Source organism: Georgenia sp. Z1491 (assembly GCF_057652395.1).
Genome location: NZ_CM172729.1, coordinates 1,974,545 through 1,993,384 on the forward strand (window position 1 = coordinate 1,974,545; position 18,840 = coordinate 1,993,384).

The 18,840-nt window shown below is 71.7% G+C and carries 17 protein-coding genes; 9 read left to right on the forward strand and 8 right to left on the reverse strand.

Features of this window, described 5'->3' with window-relative positions; all coding sequences use genetic code 11:
- Positions 1-22 precede the first annotated feature (22 nt).
- Both lpdA and AC24HA_RS09225 read right to left on the reverse strand, forming a co-directional pair.
- Complete coding sequence (gene lpdA / locus AC24HA_RS09220; protein WP_425708903.1) at positions 23-1,399, reverse strand: dihydrolipoyl dehydrogenase; 1,377 nt, start codon at positions 1,397-1,399, stop codon at positions 23-25.
- A 180-nt stretch (positions 1,400-1,579) separates the two neighbouring features.
- Positions 1,580-3,043, reverse strand: a complete 1,464-nt coding sequence (locus AC24HA_RS09225; RefSeq protein ID WP_425708902.1) for a leucyl aminopeptidase — start codon at positions 3,041-3,043, stop codon at positions 1,580-1,582.
- A 56-nt stretch (positions 3,044-3,099) separates the two neighbouring features.
- On the opposite strand from AC24HA_RS09225, the gene AC24HA_RS09230 reads away from it, so the two are divergent.
- Both AC24HA_RS09230 and AC24HA_RS09235 read left to right on the forward strand, forming a co-directional pair.
- On the forward strand, positions 3,100-4,134 hold the full coding sequence (locus AC24HA_RS09230; protein ID WP_463648725.1) for a quinone-dependent dihydroorotate dehydrogenase: 1,035 nt from the start codon (positions 3,100-3,102) through the stop codon (positions 4,132-4,134).
- Entirely contained in the window at positions 4,131-5,048 is a 918-nt protein-coding gene (locus tag AC24HA_RS09235) for an AEC family transporter (protein WP_425708901.1), read from the forward strand. Before AC24HA_RS09230 ends, AC24HA_RS09235 begins: the two co-directional genes overlap by 4 nt.
- Positions 5,049-5,057: 9 nt before the next feature.
- On the opposite strand, the gene AC24HA_RS09240 is transcribed toward AC24HA_RS09235, so the two are convergent.
- The gene (locus AC24HA_RS09240; protein WP_425708900.1) at positions 5,058-5,690 is read right to left on the reverse strand and encodes a DUF3043 domain-containing protein; all 633 of its coding nucleotides are present in this window, start codon (positions 5,688-5,690) and stop codon (positions 5,058-5,060) included.
- 230 nt (positions 5,691-5,920) lie between these two features.
- On the opposite strand from AC24HA_RS09240, the gene AC24HA_RS09245 reads away from it, so the two are divergent.
- From AC24HA_RS09245 to AC24HA_RS09275, 7 genes are all read left to right on the forward strand, one after another.
- Positions 5,921-7,282 carry a dipeptidase gene (locus AC24HA_RS09245; protein WP_425708899.1) on the forward strand — a complete coding sequence of 454 codons (1,362 nt, stop codon included), beginning with the start codon at positions 5,921-5,923 and terminating at the stop codon, positions 7,280-7,282.
- Positions 7,283-7,284: 2 nt separating this feature from the next.
- Entirely contained in the window at positions 7,285-8,472 is a 1,188-nt protein-coding gene (locus tag AC24HA_RS09250) for a glycerate kinase (protein WP_425708898.1), read from the forward strand.
- Positions 8,473-8,639: 167 nt separating this feature from the next.
- Positions 8,640-8,990 carry a HesB/IscA family protein gene (locus tag AC24HA_RS09255; protein ID WP_425708897.1) on the forward strand — a complete coding sequence of 117 codons (351 nt, stop codon included), beginning with the start codon at positions 8,640-8,642 and terminating at the stop codon, positions 8,988-8,990.
- Positions 8,991-9,076: 86 nt separating this feature from the next.
- Positions 9,077-10,102: an FKBP-type peptidyl-prolyl cis-trans isomerase gene (locus tag AC24HA_RS09260; RefSeq protein ID WP_425708896.1), complete on the forward strand. Its 1,026-nt coding sequence runs from the start codon at positions 9,077-9,079 to the stop codon at positions 10,100-10,102.
- Positions 10,103-10,302: 200 nt separating this feature from the next.
- The gene (gene ctaC / locus AC24HA_RS09265) at positions 10,303-11,199 is read left to right on the forward strand and encodes an aa3-type cytochrome oxidase subunit II (protein WP_425708895.1); all 897 of its coding nucleotides are present in this window, start codon (positions 10,303-10,305) and stop codon (positions 11,197-11,199) included.
- Positions 11,199-12,950 carry an aa3-type cytochrome oxidase subunit I gene (ctaD, locus tag AC24HA_RS09270; protein WP_425708894.1) on the forward strand — a complete coding sequence of 584 codons (1,752 nt, stop codon included), beginning with the start codon at positions 11,199-11,201 and terminating at the stop codon, positions 12,948-12,950. Before ctaC ends, ctaD begins: the two co-directional genes overlap by 1 nt.
- Entirely contained in the window at positions 12,947-13,426 is a 480-nt protein-coding gene (locus tag AC24HA_RS09275; RefSeq protein ID WP_425708893.1) for a cytochrome c oxidase subunit 4, read from the forward strand. The genes ctaD and AC24HA_RS09275 overlap by 4 nt, the downstream gene beginning before the upstream one ends.
- Before the next feature lie 150 nt (positions 13,427-13,576).
- Here the strand turns inward: AC24HA_RS09275 and AC24HA_RS09280 are convergent, their stop codons facing one another.
- The 5 genes from AC24HA_RS09280 to ctaE all read right to left on the reverse strand — a co-directional run bounded on the left by AC24HA_RS09280 (position 13,577) and on the right by ctaE (position 18,735).
- Positions 13,577-14,197 (reverse strand): superoxide dismutase, encoded by a 621-nt coding sequence (locus AC24HA_RS09280; RefSeq protein ID WP_425708892.1) that lies wholly within the window; start codon positions 14,195-14,197, stop codon positions 13,577-13,579.
- Positions 14,198-14,396: 199 nt separating this feature from the next.
- Positions 14,397-16,127, reverse strand: coding sequence for a cytochrome bc1 complex cytochrome b subunit (qcrB, locus tag AC24HA_RS09285; RefSeq protein ID WP_425708891.1), 1,731 nt, complete (start codon positions 16,125-16,127; stop codon positions 14,397-14,399).
- A complete protein-coding gene (gene qcrA, locus AC24HA_RS09290) occupies positions 16,124-17,227 on the reverse strand; it encodes a cytochrome bc1 complex Rieske iron-sulfur subunit (protein ID WP_425708890.1) in 1,104 nt (367 codons plus the stop codon). Before qcrA ends, qcrB begins: the two co-directional genes overlap by 4 nt.
- Entirely contained in the window at positions 17,224-18,009 is a 786-nt protein-coding gene (qcrC, locus tag AC24HA_RS09295; protein WP_425708889.1) for a cytochrome bc1 complex diheme cytochrome c subunit, read from the reverse strand. The genes qcrA and qcrC overlap by 4 nt, the downstream gene beginning before the upstream one ends.
- Before the next feature lie 90 nt (positions 18,010-18,099).
- Positions 18,100-18,735: an aa3-type cytochrome oxidase subunit III gene (gene ctaE / locus AC24HA_RS09300; protein ID WP_425708888.1), complete on the reverse strand. Its 636-nt coding sequence runs from the start codon at positions 18,733-18,735 to the stop codon at positions 18,100-18,102.
- Between the last annotated feature and the right edge of the window lie 105 nt (positions 18,736-18,840).

The window sequence follows — 18,840 nt, forward strand, 5'->3', positions numbered from 1 at the left end:
TGCTTTCTCCTAGGGCGCGGGCTCAGTTGTGCGAGTGGAGCGGCTTGCCGGCCAGCGCGAGCGCTGCCTCGCCGACCGCCTCGTTCTGGGTGGGGTGGGCGTGCACGAGCGCGGCGACGTCCTCCGGGTAGGCCTCCCAGTTGACCAAGAGCTGGCCCTCGGCGACGAGCTCACCGACCCGGGTGCCGACCGCGTGGTAGCCGACGATCGGCCCGTCCTTCTCGCGGACCAGCTTGATGAACCCGGTGGTGCGCAGGATCTGTGACTTGCCGTTGCCCGCGAGGTTGAACTCGACGATCTCGACGTTGTCCTTGCCGTAGGTCTCCTCGGCCTGCGGCTGGGTGAGCCCCACGGAGGCGACCTCCGGCTCGCAGTAGGTGACCTTGGGGATGCCCGCCTCGTCGATGACGACCGGGTCGAGCCCGGCGATCTCCTCGGCCACGAAGATGCCCTGCTGGAATCCGCGGTGGGCCAGCTGCAGACCGGGGACGATGTCGCCGACGGCGTACACGTTCGGCAGGTTCGTGGCGAGGCGCTCGTTCGTGAGGACGAAACCACGGTCCATCTCCACGCCCTGCTCCTCGTAGCCGAGGTTCGAGGTGGCCGGGCCGCGGCCGACGGCGACGAGCAGGTAGTCGGCCTCGATCGACTTCCCGTCCTCGGTGGTCACCGTGACGCCGGAGTCGGTCTGCGTGACGCCGGAGAAGCGGGCGCCGGTGTGGAACGCGATCTTGCGCTTGCGGAAGGCGCGCTCGAGGGCCTTGGAGACCGCGGGGTCCTCGTTGGGCACGAGGTTGGGCAGCCCCTCGATGATGGTGACGTCCGCGCCGAACGACTTCCAGACCGACGCGAACTCGACGCCGATGACGCCGCCGCCGAGGACGACCACCGAGCTCGGCACGTGGTCGAGCGTGAGGGCCTGCTCGGAGGTGATGACGCGGCCGCCGAGCTCCAGGCCCGGGAGGGACTTCGAGTACGAGCCCGAGGCGAGGATGACGTTGCGGCCGACCAGGCGACGCCCGTCGACCTCGACGGTGTTGGGCGCGACCAGCGTGCCCCAGCCGGTGACGTACTCGATCGACGACGCCGAGACCAGGCCCTGCAGGCCCTTGTAGAGCTTCCCGACGACCCCGTCCCGGTAGCCGTTGACGCCGGGCATGTCGATGCCCTCGAAGGAGGCCTTCACGCCCACGTGCTCGGAGCCGTGGATCTCGTCCGCGACCTCCGCCGCGTGGAGCAGCGCCTTGGTCGGGATGCAGCCGCGGTGCAGGCAGGTGCCCCCGAGCTTGTCCGCCTCGACGAGCGCGACGCTCAGCCCCAGCTGCGCCCCGCGCAGGGCTGCGGCGTAACCGCCGCTGCCCGCTCCGAGGATGACGATGTCGTACTCCTGGTCTGCCACGTGCCTCTCCTTGCCGCAGGCTCGGCGGTCCACCTGACGGGACCGCCATGTCAACAGGTCCAACCGTAGTCGCCCGGCGCGGCCCGCCTCGCACGCGGGAGCCGGGCCTCGGGGCGCCTTCGGGTCGATCGTGTCACGGAGCGGGCCCCCGACGCTCGGCGAGGGCCCGCTGCGTCGGAGTCAGGCGGCCGAGCGGGCCTCGAGGTAGGACAGCATCGTGCGCACCCCGTACCCCGTACCGCCCACGTGCGTGTAGCCGTACGCGGCGGCGGAGTTGTAGCTGGGGCCCGCGATGTCGATGTGCGCCCACGGGGTCTCGCCGACGAACTGCTGGAGGAACACGCCCGCGGTGAGCATGCCCCCGGCGCGCTCGCCGGAGTTCTTGAGGTCGGCGACCGGGGACTTCAGCCCGTCCAGCTGCTCCGGCGGCAGGGGCATCGCCCAGGCGTCCTCGCCGGCCGCCCGGGCCGCGGCGACGACCTGCTCGCGCGCGGCGTCGGTCCCCATGACCCCCGCGGTGCGGTCGCCGAGCGCGACGACCTGGGCGCCGGTGAGCGTGGCGATGTCGAGCACCGCGTCCGGGGAGGCCGCCACGGCGTCAACGAGGGCGTCGGCCAGCACGAGACGGCCCTCGGCGTCGGTGTTCGTCACCTCGACCGTCGTCCCGTCGCGCTGGGTGAGCACGTCGGAGGGACGCTGCGCGGTACCGCTCGGCATGTTCTCGGCGAGCGGCAGGTAGCCGGTGACGGCGACGGGCAGCCCGAGCTCGGCGGCAGCCAGCACCGTGTGCAGCACCGCGGCCGCCCCGGCCATGTCGGACTTCATCGTCTCCATCGACTTCGGCGGCTTGAGCGACAGACCGCCGGAGTCGAAGGTGATGCCCTTGCCCACCAGCGCGTAGCGGCCCTTCGGACGCCTCGGCGAGTACGTGAGGGTGACGAGGCGCGGCCCGCGGGGCGACCCCTTGCCGACGCCGACCAGGCCGCCGTAGCCGCCCGCCTCGAGCGCGGCCTCGTCGAGGACCTGGACCTTGATCGAGGTCTTCCTCGCGAGCTCCTTGGCGCGGTCCGCGAACGAGGCCGGGAACAGCTCGCCCGGCGAGGCGTTGACGAGCTCGCGGGTGGCGTTGACGTGGGCGGCGACCACGCCGGCGCGGGACACGGCGGCGTCGACCTCCTTGCCCTTGCCCGCGACGAGCGTCAGGCGGGCCACCGGGGCCTCCGGCTCAGAGCGGTACGAACCGACGGCGAACGCCCCCAGCAGCGCCCCCTCGGCGACGGCGCCCGCGCGGGACGGCTCGTCGGCGGGCAGGGCGAGCACGGCGTGCGCGACGCCGGTCAGCGAGCGGGCGGCGGCACCCGCCGCGCGGCGCAGCGCCTCGGCGTCGAGGTCGTCGACCGGACCGACGCCGGTCAGGGCGACCGCGGGCGCCTTCCACGCGTCGGGCGCGGCGACGCGCACGACCTGGTCGGTTCGGCCGGTCACGCCGAGCGCGGCGAGCCGGCCGGTCAGCGCCCCGGCGTGCCTGCCGAGCGCGTCGCCCCCGACGAGGGCGGGTCCGTCGGCGGTGGTGCCGACCCCGACGACGACGACGTCGGCCGTGATCGAGGTCGCGGACTTGTGGCTGAGATCGAGTGTGGTCACCGCCCCAGGGTAGGACGCCGATGCGCCCCCGGTGACGTGGCGCCTACGCTGCGCGCGTGCCCCTGCCCGACCCGTACCCCGCGGCCTACCGCCACCTCATCTCCCGCATCGACGCCGAGGACGCCCACGTCGCCGCGGTGCGGGCGATCGGACTCGCCGGTCGCCTCGAGCCCGCCCGACGACTGCTCGCTGCGACGCTCGGGCGCCGGCCCGCGGTCCCGGTCGCCCCGGCACCGCACGGCCCGCTCGCGCGCCAGGTCCCCTCCGTCGTGGGACTGGCCGCCGGCATGGACAAGGACGGTCGCGCGGTGCTCGGCCTCGACGCGCTCGGCTTCGGCTTCGTCGAGGTCGGCACCGTCACCGCGCACCCGCAGCCGGGCAACCCGCGGCCCCGCGCCTGGCGCCACCCCGAGCTGCACGCGCTGCGCAACGCCATGGGCTTCAACAACCTCGGGGCCGACGCGCTCGCCGCCCGGCTGCGCGAGCTGCGGTCGACCCGCCGGGGGCGTGGCGTCGTCGTCGGGGTGAACATCGGCAAGTCCAAGGTGGTGCCCGTCGACGACGCGGCCCACGACTACGAGCGCTCCGCCCGGGTGCTCGCGCGCTGGGCCGACTACCTGGTCGTCAACGTGTCCTCGCCGAACACGCCGGGCCTGCGGAGCCTGCAGTCCGTCGAGCAGCTGCGCCCGATCCTGCGCGGCGTCCGGGCGGTGGCCGACGACGCGGCGGACCGGCGGGTGCCGCTCCTGGTGAAGATCGCCCCCGACCTCGCGGACCAGGACGTCGACGCCGTCGCCGACCTCGCCGGGGACCTCGACCTCGCGGGCGTCTCGGCCACGAACACCACCATCGACCACGACCTCGGCCCCGGCGGGCTGTCGGGAGCGCCGCTCACGCTCCGGTCGCGCGCGGTCGTCGCGCGGCTGCGCGACCGCCTGGGACCGGGGCCCACGATCATCGGCACGGGCGGCATCGGCTCGGTCGACGACGCCCGCGCGATGCTCGGCGCCGGGGCGGACCTCATCCAGGTCTACTCCGCGTTCGTCGAGCAGGGACCGCTGCTGCCGGGACGGCTCTCCCGACTCGTATGACCGGGGTCCTCAACGCCTTCGGCACGATCGGCGTCATCATCGGCGCGGGCTTCCTGCTCGCGCACCTGCGGATCGTCGACGTCTCCGTCCAGCGTGCGCTGGGCAAGGTCGTGTTCTGGGTGGCGGCCCCTGCACTGCTCGTGGGGGTCGTCGGGGACTCGGACCTTGCCGACATCGTCTCGGTCGGCGCGCTCGCGCAGCTGCTGGCCGTCGTCATCGGCATGGCCCTCGTGGCGGTTCCTGCACGGCTCGTGTGGGGTCACGGCCTCGTGGGCACCACCGTGGCCTCCTCGCTCGTGGGGTTCGTCAACGCCCTCAACCTCGGGCTCCCGCTCGCGATCCTCGCGCTCGGTGACGCGTCCGCGATCGTGCCGATGGTGCTGATCCAGCTGCTGTTCGTGCAGCCGTTGATGATCGCCGTCCTCGAGCGGTCCCGGCCGGGGACCGGGGGAGGTCCGGTGCGTGCGGCGGCGCGCACCCTCGTCCAGCCGCTCCTGCTGGGGACGGCCCTCGGGGTGGTGCTGTCCGCCACCGGCTGGGACCTGCCCACGGTCCTGGCCACCCCGCTCGAGATGATCGGGTCGATGACGATCCCGGCGATCCTCATCGGGTTCGGCGTCTCGCTGCGGCTCGGCCCGTCGATCGGTGCGGGCCGCTGGCGCGAGGTGGCCTGGATCACGGTCGTCAAGCTCGTGGCCATGCCCGCGGTGGCGGTCGGGGTCGCTCTCGCCCTCGGTCTGGACCGCTCGGCCACGCTCGCCGTCGCGGTCGTCAGTGCTCTGCCCTCGGCGCAGAACGTCTTCGTCATCGCCGGCGAGTACGGCCGCGGCGAGGACCTCGCGCGCGACGGGATCGTCGTGACGACCCTGCTCTCGTTCCCGGCGATCGTCGGGATCGCCGCGATCCTGGGCTGAGCCCGCCCGCTACTGCCTGGGCTGCACCGGCCCGCCGCCGATGCGCACCTGCGGCTTGGGCTGGCGCAGGAAGCGCGGGTACATCGAGCGGATGAAGGCGTACCAGACCGTGCCCTTGACGTACCGGTCGCCGTGCTCGGCGACGAGCCGCCGCTTGAGGATGAGCACCGCGATGACGGACGTGATGATCGACAGGACGAGCAGGAGGTACATCGCCATGACGATGGCGGCCTCGTACCCGGGCAGGAACTGCCCGACGACGAGCATCGCGAGCATGATGACGAACGCGCCGGGCAGGAAGATCTGCGAGGGCAGGAAGCGGGAGTCGATCCAGTCGCGCGCGGCGCGGCGCACGGGGCCGCGGTCACGGGCGGGCAGGTAGCGCTCGTCGCCGGTGCGCATCGCCTGCTGCTGGAGCGCGAAGTTCTTGTTGCGCTGCTCCTTGGCGCGCTTGCGGGCCGCCTTGCGGTCGTTGACGACCAGCGGCTGGCGGTTGCGCGCGGCGGCCTCGGCCTTCGTCGGGGTGGGGCGGCCCTTGCGTGGCGTGGCGCCCGGCGCCGACCGCTCGTCCGCGGCCAGGTCGTCGGCGCCCTCGCTGTGCTCGGGTGCCTCGGGGGACGCGTCGGTGCGGCGGACTCTCACCCCAGCAGGATAGTGGACGCCCGCCGGCGCCGGGCCGGGCGGCCCGGTGGCCCGAGGCACAGCTCGGGGCGGGAGGGACGGATCGAGCGGGGAGGGCAGGTCGCAGCTCGAGGAACGGATCGAGCGGGGAGGGCAGGTCGCAGCTCGAGGGACGGATCGAGCGGGGAGGGTACGTCTCTGCTCGAGGCACGGCGCGTGGGGGACCGGCGCTGGGTCGCTAACCTCGAGGGGTGAACATCGACGACCTCATCGCCCGCGCCGAGCAGGACTACCCCCGGGTGCTCGCCGAGCTACAGGAGCTCGTGACCATCCCTTCGGTCTCCAACCCCGCGTTCGACCAGTCGGCCGTGCGCGTGAGCGCCGAGGCGGTGGCGGGCCTGCTGCGCGGTGCCGGGATGCAGGACGTGCGGATCGCCGAGGCGACCACGCCCGGTGGCGCGGTCTCCCGCCCCGCCGTCCTCGGGCACAAGGTGGGCGTCCCCGGGGCACCGACCGTGCTGCTGTACGCGCACCACGACGTGCAGCCCCCCGGCGACGCGGCCGCCTGGTCGACGGAGGACCCGTTCGTCCCCGAGGTCCGCGGCGACCGCCTCTACGGCCGGGGCGCGGCCGACGACAAGGCAGGGATCATGGCCCACGTCGGGGCGCTGCGGATCCTCGGCGACGACCTGCCGGTCAACGTCACCGTGTTCGTCGAGGGCGAGGAGGAGATCGGCTCCCCGACCTTCCGTGACTTCCTCGAGCAGCACCGCGACGCGCTCGCCGCCGACGTCATCGCCGTGGCCGACTCGTCGAACTGGGCGATCGGTACACCGGCGCTGACGACCAGCCTGCGCGGCGTCGTCCAGGTCGAGGTCGAGGTCCGCGTGGCGCACCACGCGGTCCACTCCGGTCTCTTCGGCGGACCGTCGCTCGACGCCGTCACCTCCCTGGCCCGCCTGATCGCCACGCTCCACGACGACGACGGCAACGTCGCCGTCACCGGGCTGCAGACCTCGGACGCGGAGCTCGTCGACTACCCGGAGGCGGACTTCCGGGCCTCGTCCGGCATGCTCGACGAGGTGCGGCTCGCCGGCTCAGGACCGCTCGCCGGCCGGCTGTGGAACATGCCGGCGATCGCCGTCATCGGCCTCGACGCCACGCCCGTCGCGACGTCGTCGAACACCCTCATCCCGGCGGCGCGCGCCGCGATCTCGTTGCGGGTGGCACCCGGTCAGGCCCCCGCCGAGGCGGCCCGCGCCCTCACCGACCACCTGCAGTCCCACGCCACGCTCGGCGCTCAGGTGACGACGACCGTGGTGGAGGCGGGACCCGGGTTCGACGGCGCGGGCGACGGTCCGGCGCTGCAGGCCGCCGAGTGGGCGCTCGCCCGCGCCTGGGGTACCCGTCCCGTCCACCAGGGCATGGGTGGGTCGATCCCCTTCATCGCCGACCTCAAGGAGGTCTTCCCGCAGGCGCAGATCCTCGTCACCGGCGTGGAGGACCCGCAGTCCCGCGCCCACTCGGAGGACGAGTCGCTGCACGTGGGCGAGCACGCGCGGGCGGTCCTCGCCGAGGCGCTCCTGCTCGCGCGGCTCGGCGGGGTCGTCTAGCCGTGCGGGTGCTGCTCGCCGTCGACCGGGTCGGGGCGCTGCCGGCCGTGCAGGTGGCGGCCGCGCTGACGCAGGGCTGGGCGGCGGAGCGCCCGGACGACGAGCTCGAGGAGCTGGCCCTGTCCGACGGCTCCGCCGGTGTCCTGGACGTGCTGCCGCCGGGTGGGCGGGAGATCGTCGTGGTTCCGGGCCCCCTCGGCGAGCCCGTCCCCGCGAGCCTGGTCCGTGCCGGGCGGACCGTCTGGATCGACGCCGACGACGTCCTCGGCGCCCGCCTCGCCCCCGGCCGGGTCGCGGAGTGCCTGGAGGAGGGGACGAGCGCGGGGCTCGGGGCACTGCTCGCGCACGCCGCACACTCGGGAGCGGGCCGGGTCGTCGTCGGGCTCGGCGTGGCCGGGGTGCACGACGCCGGTGCCGGGCTGCTCACCGAGCTCGGCGGCGGCCCTGACGACGTGCCGCGGGCGGCCGAGCGGCTCGAGGGGCTCGACGTCGTCCTCGCCCTCGCCGTGGACGAGCCCCTGACCGGACTGCACGGCACAGGAGCGCAGCTGGCCGAGCGGCACGGCATCGATCCCGCCCGGGCGCAGGAGCTCGACGGACGCACCGGTCGCACGGCCGACCGCATCCTCCGGTCCGCCGGTGATCGTCGCGGGCGCACCGCCCTGCCGCTGCTCGGGCACGGCCATGCGGGCCACGAACACGCGGGCGGCGGCCACGCGGGCCACGGGACCACGGGGGAGGGGGCGCCCGCGAGCCGGCTGACCACGCGCACAGACGGAGGCGGCGCGGGCGGGGGCACCGCGCTCGCGCTCCTCGCTCTCGGTGCGCGGGCGTTCGACGGCGCCGACGTCGTGGCGAGCGAGCTCGGCCTCGGCGTGGCGCTCGACCGGCTGGCGGGCGTCGGTCTCGTGGTGACCTCGGCCGGCGAGGTCGGCCCCGACGAGGCTCGGCGGTCGGTCATGGCCACCGTCGGACGCGCCGCCGCGACCCGGGCGCTCCCGGTCGTGGCCGTCGGGCGCACCGTCACGTCCTCGCGTCGGGAGCTCGCGCCTGCCGGCGTGTCCGCGAGCGCCGCCCTGGTCCCGGGCCGGCACCCGGACGAGCCGCCCGCCGCGGACGACCCGGCGGCCCTGCGGTCGGCGCTCGTCGACCGGGGCACCCGCCTTGCTCGGACGTGGTCGCGGCCCTGAGGCCCGCGGCGCGCGGGGGCTGCCGCGCGCGACGTGACGGATCCGCCTCTCCCGGAGGAGGCAGGCGTGGACGTACCCTGGGACCGCGGGAACAGCGCGGGACCGATCCGCGTTGACCCTGCCACGCCCCGGTGGGCCCGGGACGAGAACCTGAGGAAGGACGTGCCATGACGGACACGACGATCGACGCCACCCACGGGGTCATCCTGACCGACGGCGCCGCCGCCAAGGTCAAGAGCCTGCTCGACCAGGAGGGCCGGGACGACCTGCGCCTGCGCGTGGCGGTGCAGCCGGGCGGCTGCTCCGGACTGATCTACCAGCTGCACTTCGACGAGCGTGTCCTCGACGGGGACCTGCTCCGCGACTTCGACGGTGTCGAGGTGGTCGTCGACAAGATGTCGTCCCCGTACCTCGACGGCGCATCGATCGACTTCGCCGACAGCATCGAGCGCCAGGGCTTCACCATCGACAACCCCAACGCGGGCGGCTCCTGCGCCTGCGGCGACTCCTTCCACTGACAACGGCCACGGCGCGCCGACGCACAGGTCGGCGCGCCGTCGTGCTGCCCGGACGACCCCACGACACCGAACCCGACGGAGACCTTGTGCGCCGACCCACCCGACTCGTGACCGCAGCCCTGCTCGGGGCGTCCCTCGTGCTCGCCGGCTGCTCCGGCTCCGACGAGGGCTCCGACGAGTCCGGGTCGGAGCAGGCGAGCGACGGCGAGGCGGCGACACCGCCCGGCGAGGACCTGCCGACCGTGAGCACCGAGATCGGCGAGACCCCGGTCGTGGAGTTCCCGGGCAGCGGTGCTCCCGCGACCCTCCAGTCCGAGGTGATCGTCGAGGGCGACGGCGCAGAGGTCGGTACGGACGACGTCGTCGTCGCGCACTACCAGGGCCAGATCTGGGACGGCGAGGTGTTCGACTCCTCCTACGAGCGGGGCGCGCCCAGCGCGTTCTCCCTCAACCAGGTCGTGCCCGGCTGGAAGGAGGGCCTGACCGGCACCCACGTCGGCGACCGGGTGGTCCTCTCCCTCCCGCCGGAGGACGGCTACGGGGAGCAGGGCCAGCCCGGCGCGGGCATCGAGGGTGACGACACGCTGCTCTTCGTCGTCGACGTCGTCGACACGTTCGCCCCCGACGCGCAGGGGCAGGCCGACGCGACGCCCGTGGAGCCGGCGCCCGACCTGCCGGTGACGATCGACGGCGAGCTCGGCGGCCCCGCCACGATCACGGTCGAGGAGGGCGCCGAGGAGCCCTCCGAGATGACCACGCACGTCATCGCCGAGGGCACGGGGGAGCCCGTCCCGGAGACACCGGGCAGCACGGTGGTCATGCAGTACGCGGCCGCCTCGTGGGACGGCACCACCACCGAGTCCACCTGGGAGCTGGGCTCCGTCATGTCCCAGGCCGTCGGCGCGGGCAGCGTCGCGGACCAGCTCACCGGCGTCCCGGTCGGTTCGCGCGTCGTCGTCCTCGCCCCGGCGCTGGCCGAGCAGGGCGTCCCGGCCTCGGCCTTCGTCTTCGACGTCGTCGGCGCGGTCGAGGGTCCCCCGATCGAGGGGATGCCCGGCGAGTCGGGCTCGGAGTCGGGGTCCGGCGAGAGCCCGTCCGAGAGCGCCTCCTGACGCGAGCGTCGCGGAGCCGGGCGGCCCCTCCCACCGGGTGCAACACGCGGGAACGGACCATTCGGTCGATGGCGACGCGCCGTCGTGACGGCGGGGTAAGGTGGCGGCTACGGGCCGAGGTTTCACGCGCCGAAGGGCTGCCCAGCCCACCTGCGCGTGGACGGCCGGCCCAGCTGTCAAGACGTCGGGAAAGGTCCACCGTGCGCAGTACTCAGTCCCACAAGCGGCGCACGCCGCTCCTCGCCGCCGCCGTGCTCGTGAGCGTGCTGCTCGCCGGCTGTGCGGGCGACCGCGGGCCCTCGGAGGAGGGGATGGGTCTCGACGTCGGCTTCCTGCCGTCCACACGGGACATGACGGACAAGACCGACCAGCTCATCAGCCTCTGGAACGGGACGTGGCTGGCCGCGCTCGCCGTCGGCGCCGCCGTCTGGATCATGACGCTGGTCTGCATCGTCGTGTACCGCAAGCGCAAGAACGACGACCGCCTCCCGGTGCAGACCCGGTACCACGTGCCGCTCGAGATGATGTTCACGGTCATCCCGGTGTTCCTGGTCGGGACGCTCTTCTACTTCTCGCAGGCCTCGACGGCGACGATGCAGGACACGGACGGCGAGGAGGACCTCGTCGTCAACATCTACGGCAAGCAGTGGAGCTGGGACTTCGTCTACACGACCGACGGCGTCTACTTCTCCGGGGACCGGATGAGCCTCACGGGGGAGGAGGGGGTCGAGGAGACGCTCCCGACCCTGTACCTGCCCGAGGGCCAGACGGCCGAGATCGTCGTCCACTCGCGCGACGTCGCGCACTCGATCTGGATCCCGGCCTTCCTCTACAAGGTCGACATGATCCCGGGCCGTACCGCCAGCTTCGAGGTCACCCCCACCCGTGAGGGCGTGTACTCGGGCAAGTGCGCCGAGCTGTGCGGCGAGTTCCACAGCGAGATGCTGTTCAACGTCGCGGTCGTGCCCCAGGAGGAGTACGACGCGATGATGCAGGAGTACCGGGACAACGGGTGGGAGGGCGACCTGCCCCCGGAGCTGGGACGTAACTACGACCTGCCCCGGTACCCGGTCGAGAGCGCGAGCGAGGGCAACTGATGGCAACGACGATCGAGCAGCCGGCCCACGCCGGCGAGGGTGAGGGTGTCCCCGGCCTGAGGCCGCGGAAGCAGTCGATGGGGAAGCTCTTCGTCTCCTGGATCACGTCGACCGACCACAAGGTCATCGGCTACATGTACCTCGTCACGTCGTTCGCGTTCTTCGCGATCGGCGGACTGCTGGCACTGGTGATGCGGCTCGAGCTGTTCTCGCCGGGCCTCATGCTGCAGTCGGCCGAGCAGTACAACCAGTTCTTCACCATGCACGGCACGATCATGCTGTTCCTGTTCGCGACGCCGTTGTTCACGGCGTTCGGCAACATCATGGTGCCGCTGCAGATCGGTGCCGCGGACGTCGCGTTCCCCAAGCTCAACATGTTCGCCTACTGGCTCTTCCTGTTCGGGGGGCTCCTCGCGATCGGTGGCTTCCTCACCCCGCAGGGCGCCGCGAGCTTCGGCTGGACCGCCTACACGCCGTTGTCCACGGAGGCCTTCTCGCCCGGCCTGGGCGGTGACCTGTGGGTCGTCGGCATCGCGATGACCGGTTTCGGCACGATCTTCGGGTCGGTCAACTTCATCGCGACGATCATCTGCTACCGCGCGCCGGGTATGACGATGATGCGCGTCCCCATCTTCACGTGGACGACGCTGGTGACCTCGCTGCTCGTGCTCATGGCGTTCCCGGTGCTCGCCTCCGCACTGTTCGGCCTCGGCTTCGACCGCGTGCTCGGCGGCCAGATCTTCAACCCGGAGGCAGGCGGCGCGCTCCTGTGGCAGCACCTGTTCTGGTTCTTCGGCCACCCCGAGGTCTACGTCATCGCGTTGCCGTTCTTCGGCATCATCTCCGAGGTCATCCCCGTCTTCTCCCGCAAGCCGGTGTTCGGGTACCAGACCCTCGTCTACGCGACGATCGCGATCGCCGCCCTGTCGATGACCGTGTGGGCGCACCACATGTTCACGACCGGCGGCGTCATGCTCGACTTCTTCTCACTGATGACGATGCTCATCGCCGTGCCCACGGGCGTGAAGTTCGTCAACTGGGTCGGCACGATGTGGCGCGGGAAGCTCACCTTCGAGACGCCGATGCTGTGGGCGCTCGGGTTCATGACGACCTTCGTCTTCGGCGGCGTCACCGGCGTCATCCTCGCCTCCCCGGCGCTGGACTTCATCCTCCACGACACGTACTTCGTGGTCGCGCACTTCCACTACACCGTGTTCGGCACGGTCGTGTTCTCGATGTACGCGGGCATCCACTTCTGGTTCCCCAAGTGGACCGGCAAGATGCTCAACGAGACGCTCGGGAAGATCACGTTCTGGCTGACGTTCATCGGCTTCCACACGACGTTCCTCGTGCAGCACTGGCTGGGCGCGCAGGGCATGCCGCGTCGCTACGCGGACTACATGGTCGAGGACGGCTACCAGCTCTACAACCAGATCTCGACCGTGGGCGCGTTCATCCTCGCCAGCTCGACGATCTTCTTCTTCATCAACGTGTACGTGACGATGCGCGGGCCGCGCACCGTCTTCGTCGACGACCCGTGGGGCTTCGGCAACTCCCTCGAGTGGGCCACCGGCTCGCCCGTGCCGCGGCACAACTTCACGTCCCTGCCCCGTATCCGCTCCGAGCGGCCGGCGTTCGACCTCCACCACCCCGAGGTCACGGCGATGGAGCACACCGCTCCCGACGAGGCCGTGCTGGCGGCCGCCGGCAGGGGCGGGCCGTCCACCACCCGACTGGAGGAGCGGCGATGACCGCACAGATGCCCGACGGCAGCGACACGCATCCGATCGGTGTCGAGGAGCAGCAGACGAGGATCCGGCCCATGCGGGTCGAGATCGTCATGTTCGCCGCGCTCACGGTGTTCTTCACGCTCTGCGGTGTGGTCTACGCGGCGGTCGCGGACTTCGAGTCGGTCGGCACCGTCGGGTTCCTGCTGCTCGGTGGGATGAACGGCTTCATCGCCTTCTACCTGTGGCTCACCGCCCGTACGACCGACGCCGCCGCGCGGTGGGAGGACGACCCGCACGCCGAGATCGCCGACCGTGCCGGGGACATCGGCCAGTTCGCGCCGCAGTCGTGGTGGCCGCTGGTGCTGGGTGTCGCCGCGACCCTGGGTTTCCTCGGGATCGCCGCGGGATGGTGGATCACCGGGCTCGGGCTCGTCGTCGCGCTGGTGGGCGTGGCCGGTCAGATGTACGAGTTCAACCGGGGCATCCACGCGCACTGACACCGCGGGGCGACCGCCGGACCGGGCCCGTGCTCCGTCGAGGGGCACGGGCCCGAGCCGTCTCCGGGCCCCCGGGAGCCCCAGGAACGGCCGACGGGCCCGCACCCCCTGCCCAGGGGAACGGGCCCGTCACGCTGTCGTACGCGGCCGTCAGGCGACGACGAGGCCGCTCGCGTTGGCCGTGGCCTTCGCGAGGCGCTCCGAGGCGTCCTGCCAGTTGGCGATGTTCCAGAACGCCTTGACGTAGTCCGCCTTGACGTTGAGGTAGTCGAGGTAGAACGCGTGCTCCCACATGTCGAGCATCAGCAGCGGCAGCGTGCCGACGGGCACGTTGTTCTGCTGGTCGAACATCTGGAAGACCACGAGGCGGCCCGAGACCGAGTCGTACGCGAGCACGGCCCAGCCGGAGCCCTGGATCGAGGTCGCCGCGGCGGTGAAGTGCGCCTGGAACTTCTCGAACGAGCCGAACGAGTCCTTGATCGCCTCGGCGAGCTCGCCCTCGGGCTGCCCGCCGCCCTCGGGGGAGAGGTTCTTCCAGAAGATCGAGTGGTTGATGTGTCCGCCGAGGTTGAACGCGAGGTCCTTCTCGAGCTTCGGCGCCGCGGCGAGGTCACCGGACTCCCGGGCCTCGGCGAGCTTCTCGAGCGCGGTGTTGGCACCCGTCACGTACGTGTTGTGGTGCTTGGAGTGGTGGAGCTCCATGATCTTGCCGCTGATGTGGGGCTCGAGCGCCGCGTAGTCGTAGGGCAGCTCGGGAAGCGTGTACGTCATGCGTGTCCTCCATCGTCTCTCCGGCCGTTCGCCGGGGGGTTGTCGTGCTCACGGGCCGCCGGCCCGCTCACTGGGTGCAACAGCACGTGCTCCCTATTGTTCCCCGTTCCGTGATCCGGCGCACGCGCGTGTCAGGGCCCGACGACGAACGGCGCCACCCGCTCGGGGTGACGCCGTTCGTCGTCGGGTTGTGGCCGGCTCAGTCGCGGATGAGCCGCGCGCTGGACTCCGAGCGCGGGGGCTCCTCGTAGTGCTCCTCGGCGGGGTCGGTGCCCTCGACGAGCCCGTGGCGGTGCTGCTCGGCCTCGGCCAGCTCGGCCGGGGTGACGGGCTCGACACGGTCCTCGTAGAACCACCGGGACAGGGCGATCCGCATCCTGCCGGGGCCCTTCTGACCCGCGGGACGGTCCACGCCGTTCTCGTCGACCTCGGGCTCCGCCACGAGCGGGCGGCCGGCCTCGTAGCCGACCAGCGTCCAGCGCTCGTGCTCGTCGAGCGGCCGGTGCCAGCTGTGCATCGAGCCGTCCGGGAGCTGCACGAGCCGACCGGTGTTGTGCCCCTCGAGCACGAGCTCGCGGTCGCGGCGCTGCAGCGAGAGACAGATCCGCTTCACCAGCGGGAACAGGATGAACGGCAGCACGATGAAGCCGATCCGGAACGCCCAGGTGATCTGGTTGATGGACAGGTCGAAGTGCGTCGCGATGATGTCGTTCGAGCCGGCCGCGTTGAGCAGGAAGAACTCGGCGATGATAATCACGCCGACCGCGGTCCGCACCGGCACGTTGCGCGGCCGGTCGAGCACGTGGTGCTCGCGCGTGTCCTTCGTGGCCAGCTGCTCGATGAACGGCCACAGCGCGAGGATCCCGAACATCAGCCCCGGGATGATCACACCGGGCACGAGCACGTTGAACGGGATCGTGAAGCCGCCGATGACCACCTCGGTCTCGCCCGGCATGAGGCGCAGGGAGCCCTCGAGGAAGAGCATGTACCAGTCGGGCTGGGCGCCGGCGCCCACGGGGGAGGGGTCGTACGGCCCGTAGTTCCACACGTTGTTGATCGACATGAGCGAGCCCATGAGCGCGAGCACGCCGAACACGATGAAGAAGAACCCGCCGGCCTTGGCCATGTACACCGGGAAGAGGGGGTAGCCGACGACGTTGTTGTCGGTGCGGCCCGGGCCGGGGTACTGGGTGTGCTTGTGCACCACCACGAGCATGAGGTGCACCGCGACGAGCGCGAGGATCAGGCCCGGGATGAGCAGGATGTGCACGGTGAACAGGCGCGGGATGATGTCGGTGCCGGGGAACTCGCCGCCGAACAGCCCGTAGCTCGCGTAGGAGCCGATGATGGGGATCGACTTCGCGACGCCGTCGGCGATCCGCAGGCCGTTGCCGGACAGGACGTCGTCGGGCAGGGAGTAGCCGGAGAAGCCGGCGAGCAGGCCCAGGATCATCAGGCTGAAGCCCACGACCCAGTTGATCTCGCGAGGCTTGCGGAACGCGCCCGTGAAGAAGATGCGGAACATGTGCGTGACGATCGCGGCCATGAACAGCAGGGCGGCCCAGTGGTGGATCTGCCGCATGAGCAGACCACCCTTGACCTCGAACGAGGTGTAGACGGTCGAGGCGTACGCCTCGGACATCTCCAGACCCTGGTGGGACACCGGCAGGGCGTCCAGGGGGTAGGTCGTGTGCCCCATCGAGGGGACGAAGAACATCGTGAGGAAGATGCCCGAGATGATGAGCGTGATGAAGCTGTAGAGCGCGATCTCGCCCAGGAGGAACGACCAGTGGTCGGGGAAGATCTTCCGCGCGAACTCCTTGACGAGCTTCGCGGCGCCGATCCGCTCGTCGAGGACCACGCCGGTCTTGCCGGCCAGGGTCGTCGGCGCGGGCGCGCGCCGTGCGTCGGGGGTGGCGGTCGTGGTCACTTGAGACGCTCCCAGTAGCTCGCCCCGATGGGCTCGTCGAAGTCGGCGGTCGCGATGAGGTAGCCCTCGGTGTCGACGGCGATCGGCAGCTGCGGGAGCGCCCGCTTCGCCGGGCCGAAGACGACCTTGGCGCCGTCGGTCATGTCGAAGGTCGACTGGTGGCAGGGGCACAGCAGCTCGTGGGTGGTCTGCTCGTAGAGCGCGACCGGGCAGCCGACGTGCGTGCAGATCTTGGAGTAGGCGACGATCCCGTCGTAGCTCCAGTCCTGCCGCTCGGGCGTCTCGACGAGGAGCTCGGGATCCATCCGGACGAGGATGACGACGGCCTTGGCCTTCTCCTCGTAGTAGTGCTCCTCGGCCTCCATGCCGTGGGGGACGATGTGGAAGACCGATCCGCGCGTGACGGAGGCGGCCGGCAGCGGGTCGCCGGTCGGGTCGATCGCGAGGCGGCGCCCGACGCGTCCGTCGGCGGTCTCGCCGAAGAAGGAGGGGTCGGCCTCCTCGGGCGTGTCGCCCCAGATCGTGTGGCGGAACTTGTCGACGTCCCAGTCGCGGCCGAGGTTGCCGACCAGCGGGACCACGAACGGCAGCGGCGCGAGGGCCAGCGCCCCGGCGAGCGCACCCTTGAGCAGCGGGCGACGAGCGATGTTGGAGTCGGCGGCGCCACGGCGGAGGATCTCCTGGGCCTCGGCGCGGCCCGCCGCGTCGGAGGCCTGCATGTGGCGCTCCTCGACCTGCTCCTCGTCGTTCATCAGCGACTTGGCCCAGTGGACGGCCGCGAGGCCGATCCCGAGCGCACCGATGCCCAGGCCGAGACCGAGGGCGAGGTTGGAGGTCCGGACGCTCATCATCTCGGCGTTCAGCGGCAGCACGACGTACAGGACGACGCCGGCGATCGAGGCGATGACGGACAGGACCAGCAGGATGACGACGATGGCCTCGGACCGCTTCGCGGCGGCCGGGTCGGAGTCGCCGAGGCGGTGCCGGTGCGGCTCGAGACCGGGATTCTCGAACCGGTCGTCCACCGCGACGTCCCCCGAGCGGTGCTCCGCGCGCGCCACGTCGTGGTTGCCGTTGTCGTTGGGCGGGGTGGTGCTCACGAGGACCTCGCTCCGATCCAGACCGAGGCGGCCACGAGGACGCCCATGCCGACGATCCACACCCACACGCCCTCGGTGACGGGGCCGACCGAGCCCAGCGACAGTCCGCCGACCGACACGTCGCGCTGGGCGACGAGGTAGGAGATGACGTCGCGCTTGCCCTCGGGAGTGATGTTCGCGTCGTTGAACACCGGCATCGACTGCGGGCCGGTCTGCATCGCCTCGTAGATCTCCGTCGGCGTCGAGCCGGACAGGTCGGGCGCGTAGCGGCCCTCCGAGAGGGCGCCGCCGGCGCCGACGGCGTTGTGGCACATCGCGCAGTTCGTGCGGAACAGCTCCATGCCGTTGGCGGCGTTGCCCAGCTCCGGGTCGACCTGCTCCGCGCTGGGGATCGCGGGGCCGGGGCCGAGGCCCGCGACGAAGGCCGCGACCTGGTTGATCTGCTCGGGCGTGAAGCTCGGGTTGCCCTCCGCCGCCTGGGGGCCGTTCATGCGCATCGGCATGCGGCCGGTCGCCATCTGGAAGTCCACGCTGGCCGCGCCCACGCCCACGAGCGAGGGGCCGATGTCCGTGCCGGTCGCGTCGAGGCCGTGGCAGGTGGCGCAGTTGGCCTGGAACAAGCGCTCGCCGGCCTCCGCGTCCTCCGAGGCGCTCTCGGCTGAGGTGGCGTCGGCGGTGCCCGCGTCGACGAGGGCGAGGACGCCGCCCGTCATGATCAGCGCGAGCAGGAGCAGGATCACCGGTGCGTACCGGCTCCTCCTGCGTGCGGCGAGTGCCTTCACGATTCTCGACCTCTCGGTGGTGATTTCGGTGGTGGGGGCCGTGGGATGTCGGGGCAGGTCCGGACCGTTCCGTGCCGCGCCCCGGCGACGCTATCTGATGATGTAGATGATGATGAACAGGCCGATCCAGACGACGTCGACGAAGTGCCAGTAGTACGACACGGCGACGGCCGATCCGGCCTCGAGGTGGCCGAACGTCTTGGCCTGGTAGGACCGGCCGAGGACGTAGAGGAAGGCGATGAGCCCGCCGAGCACGTGCAGGGCGTGGAAGCCGGTGGTGATGAAGAAGACCGAGGAGTACGAGCTGGCCTGGATCGTCACGCCGTGGTGCATGAGCTCGATGTACTCGGTGGTCTGCCCGGCGACGAAGATCGCGCCGAGCACGTAGGTGAGGAAGTACCACTCGTTCATGCCCCACCGGCGGACGTCGAGCAGGCCGCCGGTGCGGCGCTGCTGGAACCGCTCCGCGGCCCACACACCCATCTGGCAGGTGAACGAGCTGGCCACGAGGATGATGGTGATGCTCAGGGCCCAGGGGAAGTTGAGGACGGACGCCTCGTCCGCCCAGGCCTCGGGGCCGGCGACCGACCGGTGCGTGAAGTACATCGCGAACAGGCCGGCGAAGAACATCAGCTCCGAGGCGAGCCAGACGATGACGCCGACCGACAGCGGGTTCGGCCGGTTCACCGTTCCCGGTGCGTGCGCGGGTGCAGAGGTAGACGACACCTGGTCATTATGGCCCACGTCAGGGGTGGTGCGGACCTCTCCCGTCGGCGCGCCTGCCGGTCAGGACGGTCACATCCGCGCCGGGCCTACGATGTGGTGGGCGTG

Bases quoted from the DNA above. Each gene is read 5' to 3' on its own strand.
- ctaD (WP_425708894.1), top strand. From the start codon at position 11,199: ATGGCAACGACGATCGAGCAGCCGGCCCACGCCGGCGAGGGTGAGGGT.
- AC24HA_RS09255 (WP_425708897.1), top strand. From the start codon at position 8,640: ATGACGGACACGACGATCGACGCCACCCACGGGGTCATCCTGACCGAC.
- AC24HA_RS09235 (WP_425708901.1), top strand. From the start codon at position 4,131: ATGACCGGGGTCCTCAACGCCTTCGGCACGATCGGCGTCATCATCGGC.
- AC24HA_RS09280 (WP_425708892.1), bottom strand. From the start codon at position 14,197: ATGACGTACACGCTTCCCGAGCTGCCCTACGACTACGCGGCGCTCGAG.
- AC24HA_RS09275 (WP_425708893.1), top strand. From the start codon at position 12,947: ATGACCGCACAGATGCCCGACGGCAGCGACACGCATCCGATCGGTGTC.